Annotated in this window: 15 protein-coding genes; 9 read left to right on the top strand and 6 right to left on the bottom strand. The window is 57.7% G+C overall.

Going from position 1 to position 19,158, the window contains the following annotated elements; translation table 11 throughout:
• Positions 1-130: 130 nt before the first annotated feature.
• Complete coding sequence (gene aspT, locus P353_RS06045) at positions 131-1,816, top strand: aspartate-alanine antiporter (protein ID WP_034366739.1); 1,686 nt, start codon at positions 131-133, stop codon at positions 1,814-1,816.
• Between the two features lie 44 nt (positions 1,817-1,860).
• Positions 1,861-3,462: an aspartate 4-decarboxylase gene (gene aspD / locus P353_RS06040; protein WP_034366736.1), complete on the top strand. Its 1,602-nt coding sequence runs from the start codon at positions 1,861-1,863 to the stop codon at positions 3,460-3,462.
• Positions 3,463-3,563: 101 nt separating this feature from the next.
• On the opposite strand, the gene P353_RS06035 is transcribed toward aspD, so the two are convergent.
• Both P353_RS06035 and P353_RS06030 read right to left on the bottom strand, forming a co-directional pair.
• Positions 3,564-5,132, bottom strand: a complete 1,569-nt coding sequence (locus P353_RS06035) for an argininosuccinate lyase (protein WP_034366733.1) — start codon at positions 5,130-5,132, stop codon at positions 3,564-3,566.
• Between the two features lie 365 nt (positions 5,133-5,497).
• A complete protein-coding gene (locus P353_RS06030; protein ID WP_034366732.1) occupies positions 5,498-6,388 on the bottom strand; it encodes a LysR family transcriptional regulator in 891 nt (296 codons plus the stop codon).
• 80 nt (positions 6,389-6,468) lie between these two features.
• Between P353_RS06030 and P353_RS06025 the strand changes: the two genes are divergently transcribed.
• From P353_RS06025 to P353_RS06015, 3 genes are read left to right on the top strand one after another with little or no spacing between them, the layout of a single operon-like run.
• On the top strand, positions 6,469-7,848 hold the full coding sequence (locus tag P353_RS06025; RefSeq protein WP_034366729.1) for an acyclic terpene utilization AtuA family protein: 1,380 nt from the start codon (positions 6,469-6,471) through the stop codon (positions 7,846-7,848).
• Between the two features lie 3 nt (positions 7,849-7,851).
• Positions 7,852-8,214 (top strand): hypothetical protein, encoded by a 363-nt coding sequence (locus P353_RS06020; protein ID WP_034366727.1) that lies wholly within the window; start codon positions 7,852-7,854, stop codon positions 8,212-8,214.
• 31 nt (positions 8,215-8,245) lie between these two features.
• Positions 8,246-9,217 carry a Bug family tripartite tricarboxylate transporter substrate binding protein gene (locus tag P353_RS06015; RefSeq protein ID WP_034366725.1) on the top strand — a complete coding sequence of 324 codons (972 nt, stop codon included), beginning with the start codon at positions 8,246-8,248 and terminating at the stop codon, positions 9,215-9,217.
• Between the two features lie 59 nt (positions 9,218-9,276).
• Here the strand turns inward: P353_RS06015 and P353_RS06010 are convergent, their stop codons facing one another.
• Positions 9,277-9,483, bottom strand: a complete 207-nt coding sequence (locus P353_RS06010) for a tautomerase family protein (RefSeq protein WP_113707691.1) — start codon at positions 9,481-9,483, stop codon at positions 9,277-9,279.
• A 1,000-nt stretch (positions 9,484-10,483) separates the two neighbouring features.
• On the opposite strand from P353_RS06010, the gene P353_RS06005 reads away from it, so the two are divergent.
• The 3 genes from P353_RS06005 to P353_RS06000 all read left to right on the top strand — a co-directional run bounded on the left by P353_RS06005 (position 10,484) and on the right by P353_RS06000 (position 13,337).
• Entirely contained in the window at positions 10,484-10,846 is a 363-nt protein-coding gene (locus tag P353_RS06005; protein ID WP_269799950.1) for a hypothetical protein, read from the top strand.
• Between the two features lie 132 nt (positions 10,847-10,978).
• Positions 10,979-11,137: a CfaE/CblD family pilus tip adhesin gene (locus P353_RS30240; RefSeq protein ID WP_332835645.1), complete on the top strand. Its 159-nt coding sequence runs from the start codon at positions 10,979-10,981 to the stop codon at positions 11,135-11,137.
• 55 nt (positions 11,138-11,192) lie between these two features.
• Positions 11,193-13,337, top strand: coding sequence for an ATP-binding protein (locus P353_RS06000; RefSeq protein ID WP_034366722.1), 2,145 nt, complete (start codon positions 11,193-11,195; stop codon positions 13,335-13,337).
• A 44-nt stretch (positions 13,338-13,381) separates the two neighbouring features.
• Here P353_RS06000 and P353_RS05995 read toward each other — a convergent pair whose 3' ends face one another.
• Positions 13,382-15,913, bottom strand: coding sequence for an ATP-binding protein (locus P353_RS05995; RefSeq protein WP_034367043.1), 2,532 nt, complete (start codon positions 15,911-15,913; stop codon positions 13,382-13,384).
• A 416-nt stretch (positions 15,914-16,329) separates the two neighbouring features.
• Here P353_RS05995 and P353_RS05990 point away from each other — a divergent pair, with 416 nt between their 5' ends.
• Entirely contained in the window at positions 16,330-17,037 is a 708-nt protein-coding gene (locus tag P353_RS05990) for a response regulator transcription factor (protein WP_034366719.1), read from the top strand.
• Between the two features lie 550 nt (positions 17,038-17,587).
• Here P353_RS05990 and P353_RS05985 read toward each other — a convergent pair.
• Together P353_RS05985 and P353_RS27815 are read right to left on the bottom strand one after the other, a co-directional pair.
• Positions 17,588-18,421 (bottom strand): EAL domain-containing protein, encoded by an 834-nt coding sequence (locus tag P353_RS05985; protein WP_034366716.1) that lies wholly within the window; start codon positions 18,419-18,421, stop codon positions 17,588-17,590.
• A 221-nt stretch (positions 18,422-18,642) separates the two neighbouring features.
• Entirely contained in the window at positions 18,643-19,008 is a 366-nt protein-coding gene (locus P353_RS27815; RefSeq protein ID WP_157839517.1) for a VC1465 family Xer recombination activation factor, read from the bottom strand.
• Positions 19,009-19,158 lie beyond the last annotated feature (150 nt).

Raw genomic sequence — 19,158 nt, 5'->3', positions numbered from 1 at the left:
GGGCGATCTCGATGCACGCTTCCTAGTAGCAAACCGCTTTCTCCTGAGTTCAAGCATTTCCAGGCTCATGCATAGAGGCATGAGTGGACTTTCTGTTGCTTGATCCTTTTATCCGGAAATAGAGGTGGCCATGGATTTACTTAAAAGCATTTTTCACCAATCACCGGAGGCGGCACTTTTCGCGTCTCTGGCTCTGGGATACTGGGTCGGCAAGTTCCGCTTCGGATCATTCCAGTTAGGTGGTGTGGCTGGTTCGCTATTGGCAGCGGTTTTGATCAGCCAGATCGGCATTCAGATCGATTCAGGCATCAAGGCTGTGCTTTTCGCCTTGTTCATATACGCCGTAGGCTTTGAAAGCGGCCCGCAGTTCTTTAATTCTTTGGGGCGTCATTCGGTCAAGGAAATCATGATGGCCGTCGTAGTGGCCTTGTCCGGCTTGATCACGGTGGTGGTGATTGCCCGGGTATTCGGACTGGACAAAGGCCTGGCTGCAGGCCTTGCAGCCGGCGGACTGACGCAGTCGGCAATCATTGGAACGGCTGGCTCTGCCATAGAGAAACTCGGGCTTTCGGGCGAAGAGGTGCAGCGCATGCAGGCCAATGTCGCCATCGGCTATGCGGTCACCTATATATTCGGCTCTTTCGGCGCCATCATCATGTGCGTCAATGTCCTGCCATGGATTACCGGACGCAATATCCGGGATGACGCGGTTCAAGCTGAGCAGGAGCAGCTCAAGGGCGTTCGGGTCTATGGCGTGGGGGAATCGCCAGCGGCACCCGATCTGGTTGGGCGTATTTTCCGCGTCGCTCAATCAGGCAAAACCGTGGCCGATCTCGAAGCCGAGGGGACTCAGGGCAGGGTGACAGTGGAGCGCATTCAGCGAAAGAATGCCCTGGTCGGCGTGGACCCCAGCCTAGTACTGGAGGCTGGCGACATTATTTTGCTGGTCGGACGCCGCTCCGCCGTGGTGTCTCTGGGCAAGTCGGTAGGCGATGAGCTGCCCGGTGCCCAGGGCATGGATGTGGTGATGGTGCGCCGTGATGTGGCCATTTCCAATTCCCAGTATCTCAACCGCTGCGTCAAGGACATTCTGGACAGCCTGTCTCAGGATCTCAAGCACGGCGTCTATGCCGAGGGCTTGATACGCGCGGGATCGCCGGTTCCCATCACTGCGCAGACCATGGTGATGCCCGGCGATGTGGTTACCTTGTTCGGCACGCCTCAGGACGTTCAGAAGGCTGCCCAGGCCGCCGGTCCCATCATTGTTCCCAGCGACAAAACCGACTGGGTGTTCCACGGCTTCGGCATTGTCGTCGGCCTGCTGATTGGCCTGCTGGTGCTGCGCATAGGCGCTATTCCCATCACGCTGGGCAGCGGTGGCGGTGCCTTGCTCTCTGGCCTGCTGTTTGGCTGGTGGCGCAGCCGCAAGCACACCATGGGCAATATGCCGACAAGCGCCTCGACATTGCTGCGCGATCTGGGGCTGGCCGGCTTTGTGGCCATGGTGGGCCTGCAGTCCGGCCAGCAGGCGGTCAGCACGGTCATGGAACAGGGCTTGACGCTATTCATGCTGGGCGTTCTGGTCACCATCATTCCGCTGCTGATTGCCATTGTGTTTGGCAAGTATGTGTTGCGTTACGACAACGTGGCCGTGTTCGCGGGCTCGCTGTCGGGCGCACGCAGTGCCAATCCCGCGTTTGGCGAGGTTCTGGACAAGGCCGGCAATTCAATCCCCACCACCCCGTTTGCAATCACTTATGCGTTGGCCAATGTGTTCCTGACTTTGTTGGGTCCGCTGGTCATTGCCTTTGCGTGAAACCCCTGAACTGATTCACTAGTACGAATGGAAGGAGTTGCGATATGAGCAAGGATTATCAGAGTCTGGCGAACTTGAGCCCGTTTGAGCTCAAGGATGAGTTGATCAAGATCGCCTCGGGCGATGGAAACCGCCTCATGCTCAATGCGGGGCGGGGCAATCCCAATTTTCTGGCAACCACCCCGAGAAGAGCATTTTTCCGTCTGGGCTTGTTCGCGGCTGCCGAGTCGGAACTTTCGTATTCGTATATGACCACGGTGGGCGTGGGAGGTCTGGCAAAGATCGAGGGCATAGAGGGGCGCTTCGAGCGCTATATTGCCGAGAACCGCGATCAGGAAGGCGTGCGCTTTCTCGGTAAATCCCTGAGTTATGTGCGCGATCAGCTGGGCTTGGATCCGGCCGCCTTCCTGCACGAGATGGTCGACGGTATTCTGGGCTGCAATTACCCCGTTCCCCCGCGGATGCTGAACATCAGCGAAAAAATCGTGCGCCAGTACATCATCCGTGAAATGGGGGCTGATGCAATTCCCAGCGAGTCCGTGAACCTGTTTGCGGTCGAGGGGGGAACAGCCGCCATGGCATACATCTTCGAGAGCATGAAGGTCAACGGGCTGCTCAAGGCTGGTGACAAGGTAGCCATCGGCATGCCGGTTTTCACTCCGTACATAGAAATTCCGGAACTGGCCCAGTATGCGTTGGAGGAGGTGGCCATCAATGCCGACCCGGCCCTCAACTGGCAATATCCTGATTCCGAGCTGGACAAGCTCAAGGATCCGGCCATCAAGATCTTCTTCTGCGTGAACCCCAGCAATCCGCCATCGGTAAAGATGGACGAGCGCAGCCTGGAGCGTGTGCGCAAGATTGTGGCCGAGCATCGACCGGATCTGATGATCCTGACCGATGACGTCTATGGCACGTTTGCCGATGGCTTTCAGTCGCTCTTTGCGATTTGCCCGGCCAACACTTTGTTGGTCTATTCATTCTCCAAATACTTTGGTGCCACTGGCTGGCGTCTGGGTGTTGTGGCCGCCCATAAGGAAAATATCTTCGACTTGGCATTGGGCAAGCTGCCTGAGTCCGAGAAAACAGCGCTCGATGATCGCTATCGTTCACTGCTACCCGATGTGCGTTCATTGAAATTCATAGATCGTCTGGTTGCCGACAGCCGCGCTGTTGCCTTGAACCACACGGCCGGTCTGTCCACGCCGCAGCAGGTCCAGATGACCTTGTTCTCGCTGTTTGCGCTCATGGACGAGAGCGACCAGTACAAGCACACGCTCAAGCAACTGATACGACGTCGTGAAGCAACGCTGTATCGCGAGTTGGGAACGCCTCCGCAAAGAGATGAAAATGCGGTCGATTACTACACCTTGATTGACCTGCAGGACGTGACGTCGAAGCTTTATGGCGAAGCGTTCTCGAAATGGGCGGTCAAGCAGTCCTCGACCGGCGACATGCTGTTCCGGATTGCCGACGAAACAGGGATCGTGCTCCTGCCGGGACGTGGCTTTGGATCGGACCGTCCATCGGGACGCGCCTCCTTGGCCAATCTCAACGAGTATGAGTACGCAGCCATAGGTCGTGCGCTGCGACAAATGGCTGACGAGTTGTACGCGCAATACACCCAGCAAGGGAACAAGCGCTGACGGCGAGGGCTTCAAGGCTTACGGCACCGCCAGCCGAAAAAAGCCAGCCCGGCCACCAATGCTTTGAAAAGAGGTCTCGGCCTCTTTTCTTGTTTTCCTCTTCACTGAGCCGTCAGGCGTACGAAGTCGCGGTCAAGATCCTTGATGGCCGTCTCAATGCGTTTGCTTCGTTCGGCCGTCCATTGCTCCTCCTGGGCAAGCATTTGCCTAGAGCGCGCAATCATGCGGGCCATCTCCGCAGGTTGGGGGCCGCCAGCAGTCACACGATTCTTCACGATGGCCACAGGGTCCAGCGCTGCCCGGAATTCGCTCTCTGACATTGGCAGGCTGCCGTTCTCGATGGGCATCTCGTGTTTCAGCGTCGCTGCATAGATGCGTTGAGCATCGGCGTAAGGGAAGTCGCGTGGGGTGATATTGCGCTCCTTGGCAAAGCTCACGACCTCCGACGCAAAGTGGTGGCCAACGCGGAACGGTAATTTGTACTTGCGCATCAGAACATCGGCCACTTCCTGGGATGCCGTCCAGTCGAGATTGAGCTCCTCCAGTGCACGCTCGGGATTGATGACCAGGCCGCCGAGCACTTTGTCAAATCCCTGAAGAGTGGAGATCGTGGCGCCAACGAGCGCCGAAGAGTCATGGGAAGATTTGTTGTCGCTCATTCCCGGCGGAATATTGTGCTGGCTGATTAGGCGCCCAACACCTAGGGCCAAGACCCGCGAGGCATTGGCGCGGGTGTCGTTGAGCAATCCAGGATTGCGCTTCTGAGGCATGGCGCTGGAGACGTAGGTGTTGCCTCCGCCTTCCCGCAGCAGAATCCAGGGTCTGGGCTGTGCATACTGCACCATCACGTCCTCGACAAAAGCTCCGACATGCAGAGCAATGCTCGAAGCAACTGCGCCAACCTCCACCGGCATTTCCGCAGCCAGGATTTGCGCGGCATCGTAGGCGTTGTCCACCGTGACCGGGTAGCCAAGGTACTTGGCCATGCGCTCCCGATTCAGGGGCCAGCTGGTGCCGTTGAGAACCGTAGTGCCCATTGCCGACTGGTCGATGCGTGCAAAAGCCTCGTGAAGACGCTGGGCATCACGGTCAAAGCCCGCGAGATGCCCAAGAAGATAGTGCCCGTAACTATTGGGCTGGGCTGCGACCCCGTTGGTATAGTTCGGAACGACTGTGCCGGCATAGGTCTCGGCCAGCCTCAGAAGATGAGCACGGGTCTGGCTCAGCTGCCTGGCCAGACGCAGCATGTCGTCGCGCTGTATGGCGGAGCGCACGGTGGCCAGCATGTCCTGGCTTGAGCGCCCGGCATGCAGCAAGGTGGCTTCCACGCCGGCAGCTTCGATGAGCAGGGGCTCGAAAGTGATGACCAAACCTGGCCGTTTGCCATTGGGCGCGTCGCCTGCGTTCAAGACGGTCTGGAGACCTCGCGCAATTTTGGGAGCCATGGACTTGTCCAGCAGGCCTTCGTCGGTATTGATGACTGCCGAAGCCTTGTTGATCTGGCCCAGCCAGAAGAATGCATCCCGCTTTGACTCCTGCGCAAGCGTGACGTTGGCCAGCGCTGCCAGCGCAAATCCAGCAACTAGCAGCTTGCGCAGCGCGCCGTCGGCAAGACGGCAAGGGAAATTGAGGTTGGCGGCAGTGCGCTTGCGACTGGTTCCGTACTTCATGTATGTCTCCGGGGCTTTAGAAGGTGATGCTGAGCAAGGCCAGCTGCACTGCATGACCGACTTGCGTTCTCTGCAAGCACAGATGCGAGATATCTCTGCATGATGCGAGGACGCGAGTGGCTTCGATGGTCTGACCCGTAAACAGCCGAGCTTAAGACCAAGAGAGGACAGCGTGTAGATGTGCAAACCTGGGCAGTGGCGGGCTGGCGACAGCCTGCCATGCATGCTGTGCTTCGCGCACTTCGCGGTTGCAGGCGTAGCCATAGTCTCCTGGGCTTCGGAGGTGCTGTTCTCTCATGCGTGGCTGCATTCGCAGCGTGCCCGATCGCCGAGCATTTGCGACCTGGATTTCTCAGGCATGGGGTTCAGGCGTTTGCCGGACGCATTTCCTGCATCAATTGGTAGAGCGCTTCAGCCACCAATGAGAGGCTGCGCTCCCGCCTGCGCACCATATAGATTTTTCGGTCCATTCCGGGTAACGGCAGATGTCGTGTCACCAGTCCCGGCTTGTCGAAATAAAACAGGCTCAGTGCAGGAGCCACGGTGATACCAAGCCCCGCTTGTACCAGCCCCATCACTGTCGCCAGTTGCTCGACTTCGACGAATGTGTGCATGGCTTGAGGAAAAAAAGCGGCATCCAAATACTGACGAACGCTGCTGTGACGTGCCAGGTGGATGAATGGCCAGGGCGTCAGATCCTCCAGCGACAGCGCGTCCTTGTCCGCCAGTGGATGGTCGCTAGGGCACACCATATAGAAGCCGTCACTGCAAAACGGCTCTGCCTTCAGGTCGGGGGTATCCACGCGTATGGCGGCCAGCGCAAAATCCGCCTCTCCATTTGCCACGGCAGCAATGCATGGCTCGGACAGCACGTCCAACACACTCAGCTGAACTCCCGGATGCCGGGCCGTGTACACCTTCAGCACCTCAGGAAGCCAGCCTGCGGCAAGGGATGGCAGCAATGCAACTGATACATGTCCGTGGGCCAGTTGTGCAGTATCACGCATCGCTCTTTCGCAGGCAGCGAACTCCGCGGCGAGGCGCTCTGCAGACTGCAAAAATCGCTCCCCTTCACGGGTAAGCACCACGTGTCTTGTGCTGCGGTCGAAAAGCTTGAGACCTACCGTTTGCTCCAAGGAGCGGATGAGAGCACTGAAAGCAGGTTGTGACAAGTGGCACATGCTGGCGGCCTGGGTAAAGTTCTTTTGCTTGGCCAGTACCAGGAATGCCTGCACATCGCGCGACGATAGATTCATTTGAAATACAGATTAATTAATCTCAATAATCGATTTCACAGCTTATAGCGGTTTTCCTATAGTGAGCAACAGGAGGTTTCATGACAAGAGTGCAAAACGAAACAACGTCATTGCTCATCGGATGTGCGGCAGGCTTTTCCGGCGATCGAATTGATGCAGCGCAACCCGTCGTGCGGGAGCTGGTTCGACAAAGCAAACCTGCCTTTCTGATCTTTGAAACGCTTGCCGAGCGCACTCTGGCACTGGCACAACTTGCTCGTCGTCAGAATCCCGATACAGGCTATGAGCCTCTCATGGTGGAGTTTCTCCGGCCCGTGCTCGCCGACTGCCTGGCGCACGGTATCCGAATCGTCAGCAACTTTGGCGCGGCCAACCCGCAAGGTGCAGCCCGAGCCATCGCGGCATTGGCCAAGGAGCTCGGGACGCGCTTACCCCAAATAGCGGTGGTTCATGGAGATGACCTCAGCGGCCCCGCGCATTACCAGTTGCTCGAAAAAGCTCTGGGCTCGGACATGCCAGAGCAGCAACTGGTGAGCGCCAATGCCTATATAGGTGCACGACCCATTGCCGAGGCCCTGCTGGCAGGTGCAGACATTGTGGTGTGCGGCCGCGTCTCCGACCCCTCACTTGTGGTGGGACCTGCCATGGCTCACTTCGGCTGGGCCTGGGATGACTGGGATCGTCTGGCCAGAGCCACGATGACCGGGCATCTGCTGGAATGTGGAACCCAGGTCTCTGGCGGCTATTTCGCCGACCCCGGGTACAAAGATGTGACGGACATGGACCGCCTGGGGTATCCCATTGCCGAAATCGACAGCGCAGGCAACAGCACCATCTTCAAGCCATCTCTGACCGGGGGGTGCATCACTGCAGCCACGGTCAAGGAGCAGCTGCTCTACGAAATCCATGACCCTGCCTGCTACCTCACGCCAGACGTTGTTGCCGACATCACTCAGGCAGAAGTGATTTCGGTTGGGCCTGACCGGGTGCGCCTGGAAGGGGTCATAGGCCACCCGAGACCGGAGACGCTCAAAGTCAATGTCTGTTTCGAGTCAGGGTGGTTTGCCGAGGGAGAGATCTCCTACGCAGGTCCAAGAGCTGCTGAACGTGCGCGTTTGGCCGCCCAGACCATATCCAAGCGCCTGGCGAACATTGCCCCCCTCAGAACAGACCTGATCGGCGTAACCAGCGTCTGGGGAAACGACAGCAGCGACTGGCTGACTGGAGCAAGCATTGCCAGCGAATCCCGGGATGTTCGGCTTCGCATGGCCTGGCAGCATGCCGACCATGCAGTTGCTGCACGTCTGCCACGCGAGATAAATGCCTTGTATTGCTGCGGCCCGGCGGGGGGAGGGGGCGTTCGCACCCATATGCGCCAGCGCCTGGGAATGGTGTCGTGCCTGGTACCTCAGCAACAGATTACGACTGGCTTTCACTGGACCAAGCCGCATCAGGAGTAAGCCATGAACTCAAGCCTTATCGTTCCCCTTTACCGAGTTGCGCATGGACGCACGGGTGACAAAGGCAACCGCTCCAACATCAGCGTCATTGCATGGCATCCGGATCTGTGGGAAGTGGTGTGCGAACAAGTCACCGAACAAGTCGTGATGCACCTGTTTGCAGACCGCAGGCCCAGCCGTGTCCAGCGATATCTGCTACCCAAGCTCCACGCCATGAATCTGGTGCTCGACAACGTGTTGGATGGGGGGGTCAATGACTCGCTGAATCTGGACAGCCATGGAAAAACGCTGTGCTTCAGGGTGCTTGAAATGCCTGTCGTGGTTCCATGCCATCTCGAGCCACTGCTCGTCGGTCCGAGCGCCTGAATTTTCTACAACAACCACTAGGAGACAAACCATGAAATTTCTGACACGACGCACTGTTCTTGCATGCGGTGCAAGCCTGGCGCTCAGCCCCTTGGCCTTTGCACAGGGCGAATTTCCAAACAAGCCTATTACCTTTGTTGTTCCGTTTGCAGCCGGCAGTGCCACAGACCAGCTTGCACGCGCCTTGGGACAAGCCGTTTCAGAGCAAACCAAGCAGCCGGTCGTGGTGGAAAACAAAGGCGGTGCCAGTGGCATGATTGCGGCTCAAGCGGTGGCCAAGGCCGCGCCTGACGGCTACACCGTGCTTATCACGACCAATACGACGCATGCTGCCAACGAGCATTTGTACAAAAAGCTGTCGTACGACCCTGTCAAGGACTTCACCCCCATCACAGGTCTCGGAAAAGGTGGACAGGTCCTGGTCGTTCCTGCGACTTCGCCTTATCAGTCCGTAGGCGATCTGCTGGGCTACGCCAAAGCCAATCCCGGCAAGCTGAGTTTTGGCAGCGGCAGCTCTTCAAGCCGTGTCGCTGGCGAAATGCTGAAGCAACTCGCTGGCGTCGACATCCTTCACGTTCCCTACAAGAGCAATCCGCTCGCCCTCACGGATCTCCTCGGGGGGCAAATAAACCTGATGATTACCGACGTCTCGACGGGCGTTCCTCAAATCAAGGCTGGCAAGCTGCGCCCGCTGGGTTACTCCACCCAAAAGCGCAGCGCACAGTTGCCTGATGTTCCGACCATCGCGGAAGCCGGTGTCAAAGGCTATGATATGGGCTACTGGTTCGCAGCCTACACGCCTGCCAATACACCAGGACCTGTCGCGGCCAGACTCAATCAACTGCTGACCAAGGCGGTGAACAGCGCTGCGGCCAAGTCCTTCTTCAATATGTCCGGCTCCGAAGCCTGGACCACCTCTGCCTCGGAGCTGGCACAGTTCCAGGCCGCAGAAACCACCAAGTGGGGACAGGTCATCAAGGCGGCAGGTATTACCCCTGAATAAAGCAGACAACTGCGCAGCGGCCAAGGATATTGGCCGCTGATTCGCACACAGCTCACTTCTCAAGTGGGCAGCCTAGCTGCTTTGAAGCGCTTGACGCTCGCTGCAGAGAATGCCACCGCGCAGCTTGTTTTCGGCCTTCGACGCCAGACGACCTTGTTCAGAGGAATGCCGAACGTCTCTTTGACTGCGCTCGCTATCTTCTGCATGAGCTCCTGTTTCTGCTCGTGACTGCGGCCTTCGGCGGCATATACGACGATTTCGGGCATAGACATCTCTCGGCAAAACGGATCCAACACTCCAACCAACCAAGGCAACCAAGGCAACCGCGTGGTCGCCTAGAGTCTCCCATTGGACAGATAGCACATAGCGGCCCTCGGTTGGCGAGGTCTATGTGGCCAAGGTAGCCGGTGGCCTTGCTCAGAACAGTGTCTGCGGCCTGGCGAATTACGCCTCCAAACCTCTTGTGCTTGGCAGGATCCTGCAAGTCGGTGAAGCGGACGGCAGCCATGCTTGGGTGTAAAGAACACCTTACCCTTATTGACTTGCCGCTTTCCGGACAAAGGGAGGCTGCAGCTGACTTTATGCGGTTGCCTCTGCGAGGCGCTGCGCGCGAAAAATTGTCTCGTGCCGAAGTCGACGGAGACGTTGAAACCATTTGATGATCCGCGCCTCGTCAAAGGGACCGATGTTTCGTTATCGGAGTTGAGAAATGCTGGTCAATTGCAACTCCAAACTATACGTATTAGCCTTTGGCCAAGGGCGTCCAGAAATACCTCAACATTCTTGAGCAATTGGGTAAATGGCAGGCCTTGCGATTAAGCATAACGAACAGCATCGCCAAAGCACGTTGAACTACCGCTGCATGAACTCAAACGCGCCATGGCGCCGCGGATTGAACAATCTAGAAACGTCGCCGGGTTGTGCACATCCACTCGACCCGCAGCCAGATTTCACTGCCCTTCAGCCAACTATGCTTGGCGGCAGTTACGGCCAGTAGCAGCCCCGCTTCTCCCAACCATGTACTACTGTGGATCCACATGAGAAGTTGCCTGGCTCGCAGGCGACTGCGGCTTCGCATCGCACTTCAACTGAGCAAATCGCACGATTTCGGGATTTTTAGTCCCATTCTTATATATCTGAACTCTCTTATTAGTAAAAATCCAATCTAAGTATCGCAACGCAACAAGCATTGCATCGTAGTGATTAGATCATTTACTGAGTCCTATATTCCGTCTAAGTAAACACCACATTCAGATTGACCTATGAATGCATGAACGAATCTGGATTTCATTAAAAGTTATGCAGATCATATTTGAAGATAATTACCGTATTGCAGCGGCATTTATCGCCACGATCACAACGTCACCTCTATCTCCGACCGCCAGAGCAAACCTGGTGGTTTACCCAATGGCGGCCCCCATCGTGGCAGACATTGAGCCGGCCGCGGAGCAGCGCGTCTATTCGAAATTCGACACGACGCAATACGTGAAGGTGATTGCGAAGCGCGTAATCGACCCGGCAGCAGACCACGAGCGCAAGGAGGCTGGTATGAGCTCCGGCGATGACGTAGTCGTGATCTCGCCAGCGAGTTCGCATTGCCGGCCGGCGGCACGCGGCTCGTGCGGGTGAGCGGGTGATTCCGCTGGGCGTACCTCAGGAGGAGGTGCTGTATCGCGTCTACATGGAACCGGCAGCCTCGCTCTCTGAAGACCATTCCGCAGCGAACGATGCGGTGTCCGGCAAAGTCAAATTCAGCATCTCGTGGGCTCCGCTCATACGTGTACGGCAACGGTGCCGGTTGTCTGCACGCCGACGCTGTTGACACTCGACACACCGGAATTTCAGTCGGTCTGGAAGCGTCCTGGGAAGTGCAGCAACAAGTTGACGATCACGTTTACGCCGTCATCCGCAAATCTGTAGCGCGTTGGGCGCCCGCTACCGGGCGTCGGATACCTTTATCTCCAGCAAATCAATCATGGAAGCTACGTCCTTCGCGCATTTTCCGGTGTTTCGCATGTTTCGCCACATGTTGACGATCATGCTGCTGATCCTTTCGGTCAGCACGGGCACCGCCAACGTCAGGGGAAAGGCGGTCTTCACTGACGAGGAGCTTGGCTGGATTAGCAATCATCCGGTGGTCCATATCGCTGTTGAGGCAAACTGGCGCCCGATCGAATACATGCACAACGGTGAGCATGCGGGCCTCGTTGCAGGTTACCTGAGTACTATTTCCAGGATGACCGGTCTCACGTTCCGGACCGTGCCCGGCACGGAATGGGGTCAGGCGTACGAAGCGCTCGCGTCCGGCAAGGTCGATTTGCTGCCGGGCGTCTGGCGCGAGCTTGTGAGCGAGCGCACCAGCGCCGATGCGCTTGTCAGCGCGCCGTACCTTGTCGGCCGACTGACCGTCGTAACGGGCAACAACTCCTCGATGATCTTCGGCCTGCAGCGGCTGAAGGGCCAGCGCGTTGCCATAAAGGGACAAGGAGCGGTCGAATATTTCGTCCGTCACAGCGGCGTACCGCTCGACGTGCGGACGTTTGACACCGAGGAGCTCGCACTAGCTGCAGTTGCAAACGGTGACGCCGACGCCGCGCTTGGTGTCGACGTCACGATCCTGCCGATCATGCGTCGGAAATTCATTGGCCAGATTTACATGTCCGGCATGCTGGCCGACCGCCCGATGTCGCTTGCCATGCTCACCCGCGCCGATCTACCGATTCTCGCGTCAATCATCGACAAATCGCTCGCTGCCATTACGGTCAGCGAGACGGCCGGCATCACGCGAGACTCGATCGAGCTGGGTGACTACGGCAAGCCGTCGATCCGCTCGATACTGCGTTATCGTGCGCCGGTGGTGCTGGCGACCGTAGTCACGTTGCTGACGTTCGCGGTGCTTGTATACCTGATGTGGAAATCCCGTGCAGCAGCTATCCGCAGCAAGCGCGACAAGGCGATGCTCCTAGCCTTCGTCAGTCACGAGATACGCACGCCGATGCAGACGGTCCTGTCGTCGCTCGAGCTCCTGCAGCGTTCTCAGTTACCCGTGCAGCAGGCCCGCCGTGTGGATGCAGCCACGTCGGCTTCCGAAACGCTGCTGACGTTGCTCGACGATATCCTCGACTATTCCCGTCTGGGGACGCGCAGGGTCACTCTGTTTCCCCAAACGGTCAAGCTCGATGCGTGGGCCCGTCAAACAGTCGACTTGGTGCGATGGAGGGCGGAGAGAAAAGCATTGGCGTTGCTGCTCGATGTGTCAGAGCTGCCATCGATGCTCGTGCTGATTGACCCAGTTCGTGTGCGCCAGATCGTGCTGAATCTGCTTGTCAACGCGATCAATTTCACAGCATCCGGGGCCGTTACGTTGCGCGTGGGTTATCACACCGCCCGTCATGGACGCCACGGCTCGTTGATTATAGAAGTGCGCGACACTGGCATCGGCATCGGGCCCGATCGGATCGACCGTGTCTTCGAACCATATTGGCAGGCGGATCGCGAGCCCCAGCAAGGCATTGGCGGCAGCGGGCTCGGGCTCGCGATCTGCCGCGAGCTTGTCGAGTTGATGCGCGGCTCGATCACGGTTAGAAGTACGCCGCATGTAGAAACGGTATTTACGGTGAGATTGCCTGTTCCGGCAGAGGAGGGGGGGGGCTGGACGCAGCCGATCACGACTCCGCCGGCACCGGAGCTCGCAACAGCCGGGCCGGTGCACCGCAGCGCAGCACGCATCCTGATCGTCGACGATCATGACGCAGTCAGGACCGCACTGCAGGATCAGTGCGATGCACTTGGCTGCGTCGGGGTGGTTGCAGGCACGGGAATAGACGCATTGCGGTACCTCGCACAGGGCCGGATCGACATGGTGTTGCTCGATCGCAATCTATCCGATATCGATGGCTATGCACTCGCTCGGACGATCCGGCAGGAAGAGGCCGCCCGCAAGACCCGGCGGGTTCCGATCATTGCGATTTCGGCTGAGTCTGGCGAGGCGCATCGCGAGCAGTGCCTCGATAGCGGCATGGATGGTGTGCTTGGAAAACCGTTGCGGCTCGAAATGCTTCGTAACACTATCGCGACGTGGTGCCTGGTCGATGCTTTCGAGGCACCAGACGCATCATAGAATTTCGACGTGTCCCGGGGCTGATATTCCGCCATCTCGGAGGTCTATGCATCAGGGTCGGCCGACTTACGCTCGGTGGTGTCCAGCCCGGCCATGTCGGCACGATGCAGACGCAACAGTTCGTCACCGAGAGCATGGATGCTTGACGGCATGCTGCCGCAGGTAGCCTCAAGCAGGCGCTCAAGTTCGGCTGCCAGTTCACTCGTCGCTGCATGGCCTGCAATTGCGGTGGCGCCCTTGATACGGTGCGACGCATGACGTGCGCGATCGGCATCGTCATTCAACAATGCGTCGCCGAGCGCTGCCAGATCGGCGTCTACGCTTCGTTGAAAGACCGCCCAGAAGTCCGCTTTCGGCGCTCGCATGTCTTCGGCCGCTGGCGCGCTCTCATCCATGATGGCGAACGGACACCACAGGTCGATCATTTGGCGTAGTTCCTCGAGTCGCAGCGGCTTGCACAGCACGCCGTCCATGCCGTTGTCGAAGCACCGTTGCCGATGGACGTCGCCGCTCGACGCTGAGATCGCGATGATGGGCGTGTGCGACCGCTGCTGAAGTCGTTCATCGTTGCGCATACGTTGCACGACCGTATAGCCGTCGATGTCGGGCAGGTCGCAATCGAGCAGCACCATGTCGAACTCGGCGCGCGCGAAATGCGCGAGTGCCTGCTCGCCGTTGTTGGCAACGGTCGAGCGGCACGCGAGCGCGTCAAGTTGGTGCTGGATCGCGTGTTGAACGGCATCGTGGTCGTCGACGACCAGGATCATCGGTCCGTTGTCGGACTGCGGCGGGTAGGCCTTCGCAGTCGCTTGCGCCGCCACAGACAGCGATGGGGCAGACTTCGTGTCGTGCGTGTCGGTCATGCCTGCTGCCGGGGTGTGTGCGATACGCTGTGCCGGTAGGATCACGGTGAAGACCGTGCCGTTGTCAGGGCTGCTACTGACGGTAATCACGCCTTTCATTAGGTCGACTAGTTCGCGGCAGATCGACAACCCCAATCCGCTTCCACTGACACGGCGAGTACTCGAGTGCTCGACACGCTGATAGGGCTCGAAAATGCGGCGCTGGCGTTCGGGCGGAATGCCGATGCCGGTATCGCAGACCTCAATCACGAGTGATCCGGCACGGTCCGGTATACCGTCGAGGTAGTCGACACGCAGCGTAATTGAACCGGCCGATGTGAACTTGATCGCGTTGACAAGCAGATTCAGCACGATCTGCTGCGTGCGCATCGGATCGATCAGCAAGCACAGTCCCGGCGGACAGGCGAGCTCAAGCGCGAGGCCCAGTTTTTTCTCGTCGACCCTCCAGCGCACCATGTCGACGCTTCGTTGTACCCAGGGTTCGACGTACGTAGGCTCGGGTGTGAGCACCACGTTGCGTGATTCTAGGCGCGAGTATTCGAGAAGCTCGTCGAGCAATGCCAGCAGCGATTCCGACGCGGCCACAGCCGCGTCCGCGCGACCTGCCTGCTTTGGCGGCAGCTTCGCGCGTTGCAGCAACTCCAGCGAAGACAGGATCGTGTGCATCGGTGTGCGGATCTCGTGGCTTATAAAAGCGAAAAACATCGCCTTATCCTGCTCGCTGCGCACAGCCGCGATGCGCGAGCGCCAGGCAGCGAATGCGATTGCTATCAGCGCTAGCAGGCCGGCTCCAGCTGCCGCTACCTGCCAGCGCCGGTAGTAAAGGATCGATTGAAGCGACGGTTTGCCGTAGTCGGTCGACTCGATCCATTGATGCACGACCTGCTCGGCGTCGCGCGCCGGTATCGAGGCGAGGGACTTATCGAGAATCGAGGCGAGCACCGGCAGGTCGCTGCGCGTCGCAATAGAGAGGGCATACGGAGTGTCCGGTAGTCCTCCGGACACGAACAGCTTGTCGCGGTATTGACGCTGCACGAGCGGCAGCATCGACACGTCTGGACCGATTGCGGCATCGGCGTTGCCTTCGGCGACCGCCGCGAGTGCATCTCGATCATCGTCGTAGGTCAACAAAATGACGGGGATGTCGCCATGGCGAATCGCGGCTTCCATTGCACCGCCGCCCTTGATCGCAATGCGCCGGCCAGCGAGATTACGGGCGTCGACTAGCAGGTTCAGACGCTCGGACGTCACGACAAACACTGTGCCGACGAAATAGGGGCGGCTGAAGATGAGGTTGTCGCGGACTGAGGCGGGGGTGGAATCTGCCTGGATACCTGAGCTAGTATCGGGATGAGCTACCCTCCATGCATCAAGCGCGTTGCGCCAGGTCAGGTCTGGAGCGATGTCGATCCTGCCGGAGCGCAATGCCTCCGCCGAGTTGCGCCAGGTGACATCGTCGACATACTCGAAGCGCAACCCGCTAATCCGCGAGATTGCCTCGAGAAATGATGGAACGACACCGACGATCTTGCCATGTTGTCGAAATTCGAAGGGAGGCCAGCTTGGATCGACACGGGTCCGAACTACGGGATGCTTAGCGATCCATGCTTGCTCCTCCTGCGTAAACTCCGGCCTGCCGTTTGCCCATCCTAGCGCCGGCGTCAGCCCGAACGCCAGGCAGATTAGGATCGAGCGTCCCTTCAAATTTAATATGCTTGCGCCCTTCCACCACGGTCTTGGTCGAGCTGTAATGAATCGGCCGCATTGCTTGAGCGGCTGCGATAATGTTGATCCGGCGTTGTGGTACATATCTGCGGCAGTATCGCCCGTCTGAATCCGGGTCAACTCAAGAGACGCGCCTGCAATCATAGGCTGTGCCTCGCGAGCGCAACGCACGGCACATATCATCCTTTGTACAGCCTTCTCCACCACCGAATCACTACGTTATCTGAAGTTGCTCGGGCGCCAGTGATGAACGCGAGCCTCCGACCGGTTTAGGCGGAGGATATATAAATTATCTTGAAAGGCTATGCTCTGATTCCGATGGTCATCCGCATTGGTAACTGCTTGTGACAACTAGAGATGAACCAGCTATTCAAAACCATTTCTCAAGAATGAAAGGGCCAGTAATGAGGCCAGAACACCGGGTGATCCGGGTCGTGATCCTGGACGACCATACCGTAGTCCAACATGGGATCTCCAGTTATCTGGCGGAGAGGAATGACATTGCAGTGGTGGCGAGCTTCGGGAAATCGCGTGACTTAATTTGCTGGCTCCAGGCGAATCACGCAGACGTGGTGTTGCTCGACTACACACTAGGTCCTGGCGAGATCGACGGCCTCAATCTGGTCAAGCTTATCAGTACACGTTTCCCGGAATGCAAGATCTTGATGACGTCTAGTAGCGATACGCCTGCGACCGTCAACATGACAATGCGCGCGGGTGCGCTCGGCTTTTTCGGTAAGAGCGAAAATCTCAGCAAACTCGCGGATGCAATCTTCGTCGTCGCGAGAGGCCGTCCCTACATCAGCGCAGAGTTGTCCGGTAAGCTCATGTCGAGCTCGATGCCGGACCCTCGCTTTGCGAGACAAAAAGTCGTGAGCGCCGAGAGTGCGTCGGCGTCCGACTCCGGCCCATCTGCGATCTTAAGCCTAAGTCCGCGCGAGCATGAAGTGCTTCGCTGCTATCTCGCGGGCATGTCCGTGTCTGACATCGCGGCGAAATTCGCTCGCAGCTCTAAGACGATTAGCACGCAAAAGCAATCGGCACTTCGAAAGCTTGGTATCCGCAGCGATGCCGAGCTATTTGCATCCCGCAAGCTGCTAGAGGAGCGCTGAGCGACCAGCCCTTGTGATTTCGAGCGTGGCAGAAATCGTTGACCCGAGCGACCGCCGTACCGAAATCTGAGGAAGGTGAAGTGCTCGGCATCTGTCTGATGCGCCAACTGTCGCGGCGAGGTCAATCCTTGAGCACCATAGGTGTGCTCTGCCGCGGCTTTTCAAAAAAACTGCAAGGGGAGGGCAGCAGGCACTCCGATCTTCCTGGTTCAGCCGATATCTATGGCGTCCTTCTATGCGCCCAAGCTCTTAGACAATGCTCGAAGAGGCTCTGCCGGGTCGGATCTCCATTGAAAGGGTCGAGCATCTGGCAATCGCTGAGCGCAATATCTCCTCCTGCTTTGAAGCGGCAACACTAACCTTGGCTGCTGTCGTTGAAGTGGCTGAATGCAGCCGGTCTTCCTCTGGATGCACACCTACGATGGGTAAATACTATGCTCATAGAGTTAAGTAGGAGCGATGGCGTAGAAGAGGGTCTCTACTAAGCATTGCACAACGGGACCACTGCGCGAGCGGAGGGAGTCGCTGCGAATGAAGCAATGCGGCGGATCTATGCTTCGATATCTAGTGCAGAGCGCAGACAAGGTTGAGGTCTCGCGTAGCCATAGCCTTGCGCCATAACAGGCTTCTGCGTTTCAATCCAAGCCCGTTGGTCCATCGACTCGATCCCCTCCACGACAGCCGCGACTCCAAGATCTGAAAGCAAACCGATCATGCCGCCAAGAATAGGCCTCGTTCTTGCATCCAGTGAGCCTCGGTTCACAAGCTTACCGCTGATTTTGACGACATCTATCTTGAGGTTTGCCAGATCGCTTAAGGTCCATGCACCGCTGCCAAAGTCGTCGATGGCAACGCGCACTCCCAGCCGCTGCAGCCTCTCAATGTCTTGCTGCAGCTCAGCTTGATCAACTATCGGCTCGCACTCGAGCAATTCAATCAGAATCTGCGATGGATTGATACGATGCATTAAAGATGACGAGAGGATCAGCGTTTCAAGTCTTGGGTCATTAAGTTGGGACGGCAAAACATTGAACGACACGAACTGCAGCTCGGCGCCATTTTCATGGACAGCTGCTGAGGAGGTGGTCATCGAGGCGCTCAGTTGCCGACACACTTCATCGATGACAAACGCTGTTGTTGCCCATGCGGCTTCGGGTTTCATTAGCGCCTTAACGAAGGCTCCGGGCAACAGTTGACCGAGCTCCGGATGTTGCCAGCGCAATAGAGCTTCGGCTCCCACCGTGCGGCCAGAGTGCACGTCAATGATCGGTTGGAACGCCACCGAGAACTCCCCGGCCAAGATGCCGTTGCAGATTCGATCAACAAGTCGGCTCGTGCCAGATACTGTTGCAACTTCAACGCTTATGGCGAAGTCGTTCTTCATGATTTACCCCTTTCTTAGTAGAGGTGGCTATGCCATCTGCTCACACCTCGCGCCCACGATGGGCTCCTATCGCAGCTCGGCCTAAGTCCGCGCTTGTATTCCTAAGCGCGAGTTTTCAAGGACCCAGTCAAAGTCCGATGGATCACCGTAGAAACACGTTGCTAGCGCTTCTGGCAAAAGTCAGAAACCAACGTTGCTGCGATTCACCTGCTTGCTGAATTTCAGTATCCATAAGAAATTGCCCGGGATAAATCAGAACCGTCTGAAAAACCTCGTGAACTGCCATTTAGGGCCGGCGCTGCGCCTTCGACCCCCAAGCGTTGCGTGAGACGGTCGTTCACGCGTGCCCTCAAGAGCAACAGTCCCCACCAGCTACTGTCCTTGCCTTCGAACGAGCGACCTTCAGGTGAAATCGGCTTGTTGCCATAGAAGCACCAGCCTTGCCAGGACTGGCCAGGCAGCTCCATACGATTGAGCAGTCGCAGCAGCTTGTACGTGGCGAACGGGATGTCGTGCTTGCCGGATTCCCAGTTATGTACAGTCCTGGTCGACACATGGAGAAACTTCGCGCACGCAGGCAGATCCATGCCCAGGCTTCGGTACATAGAGCGGAAATTCTGAGCAAGCTGGGAGCAGGTATCACGGTCGTGGCGCCTCTGTCCGAACTTCTTCTTTAGAAGATGCGATGTATATTTTCTGACACTTTTTTAAGCTGGAAGTCAAGGCTTTTTGCCTGA

The organism is Comamonas testosteroni, from assembly GCF_000761245.1.
GTDB classification, from domain to species: domain Bacteria; phylum Pseudomonadota; class Gammaproteobacteria; order Burkholderiales; family Burkholderiaceae_C; genus Comamonas; species Comamonas testosteroni_C.
Note: the sequence above shows the minus strand (reverse complement) of the source record. Positions and strands in the feature narration are given on the sequence as shown.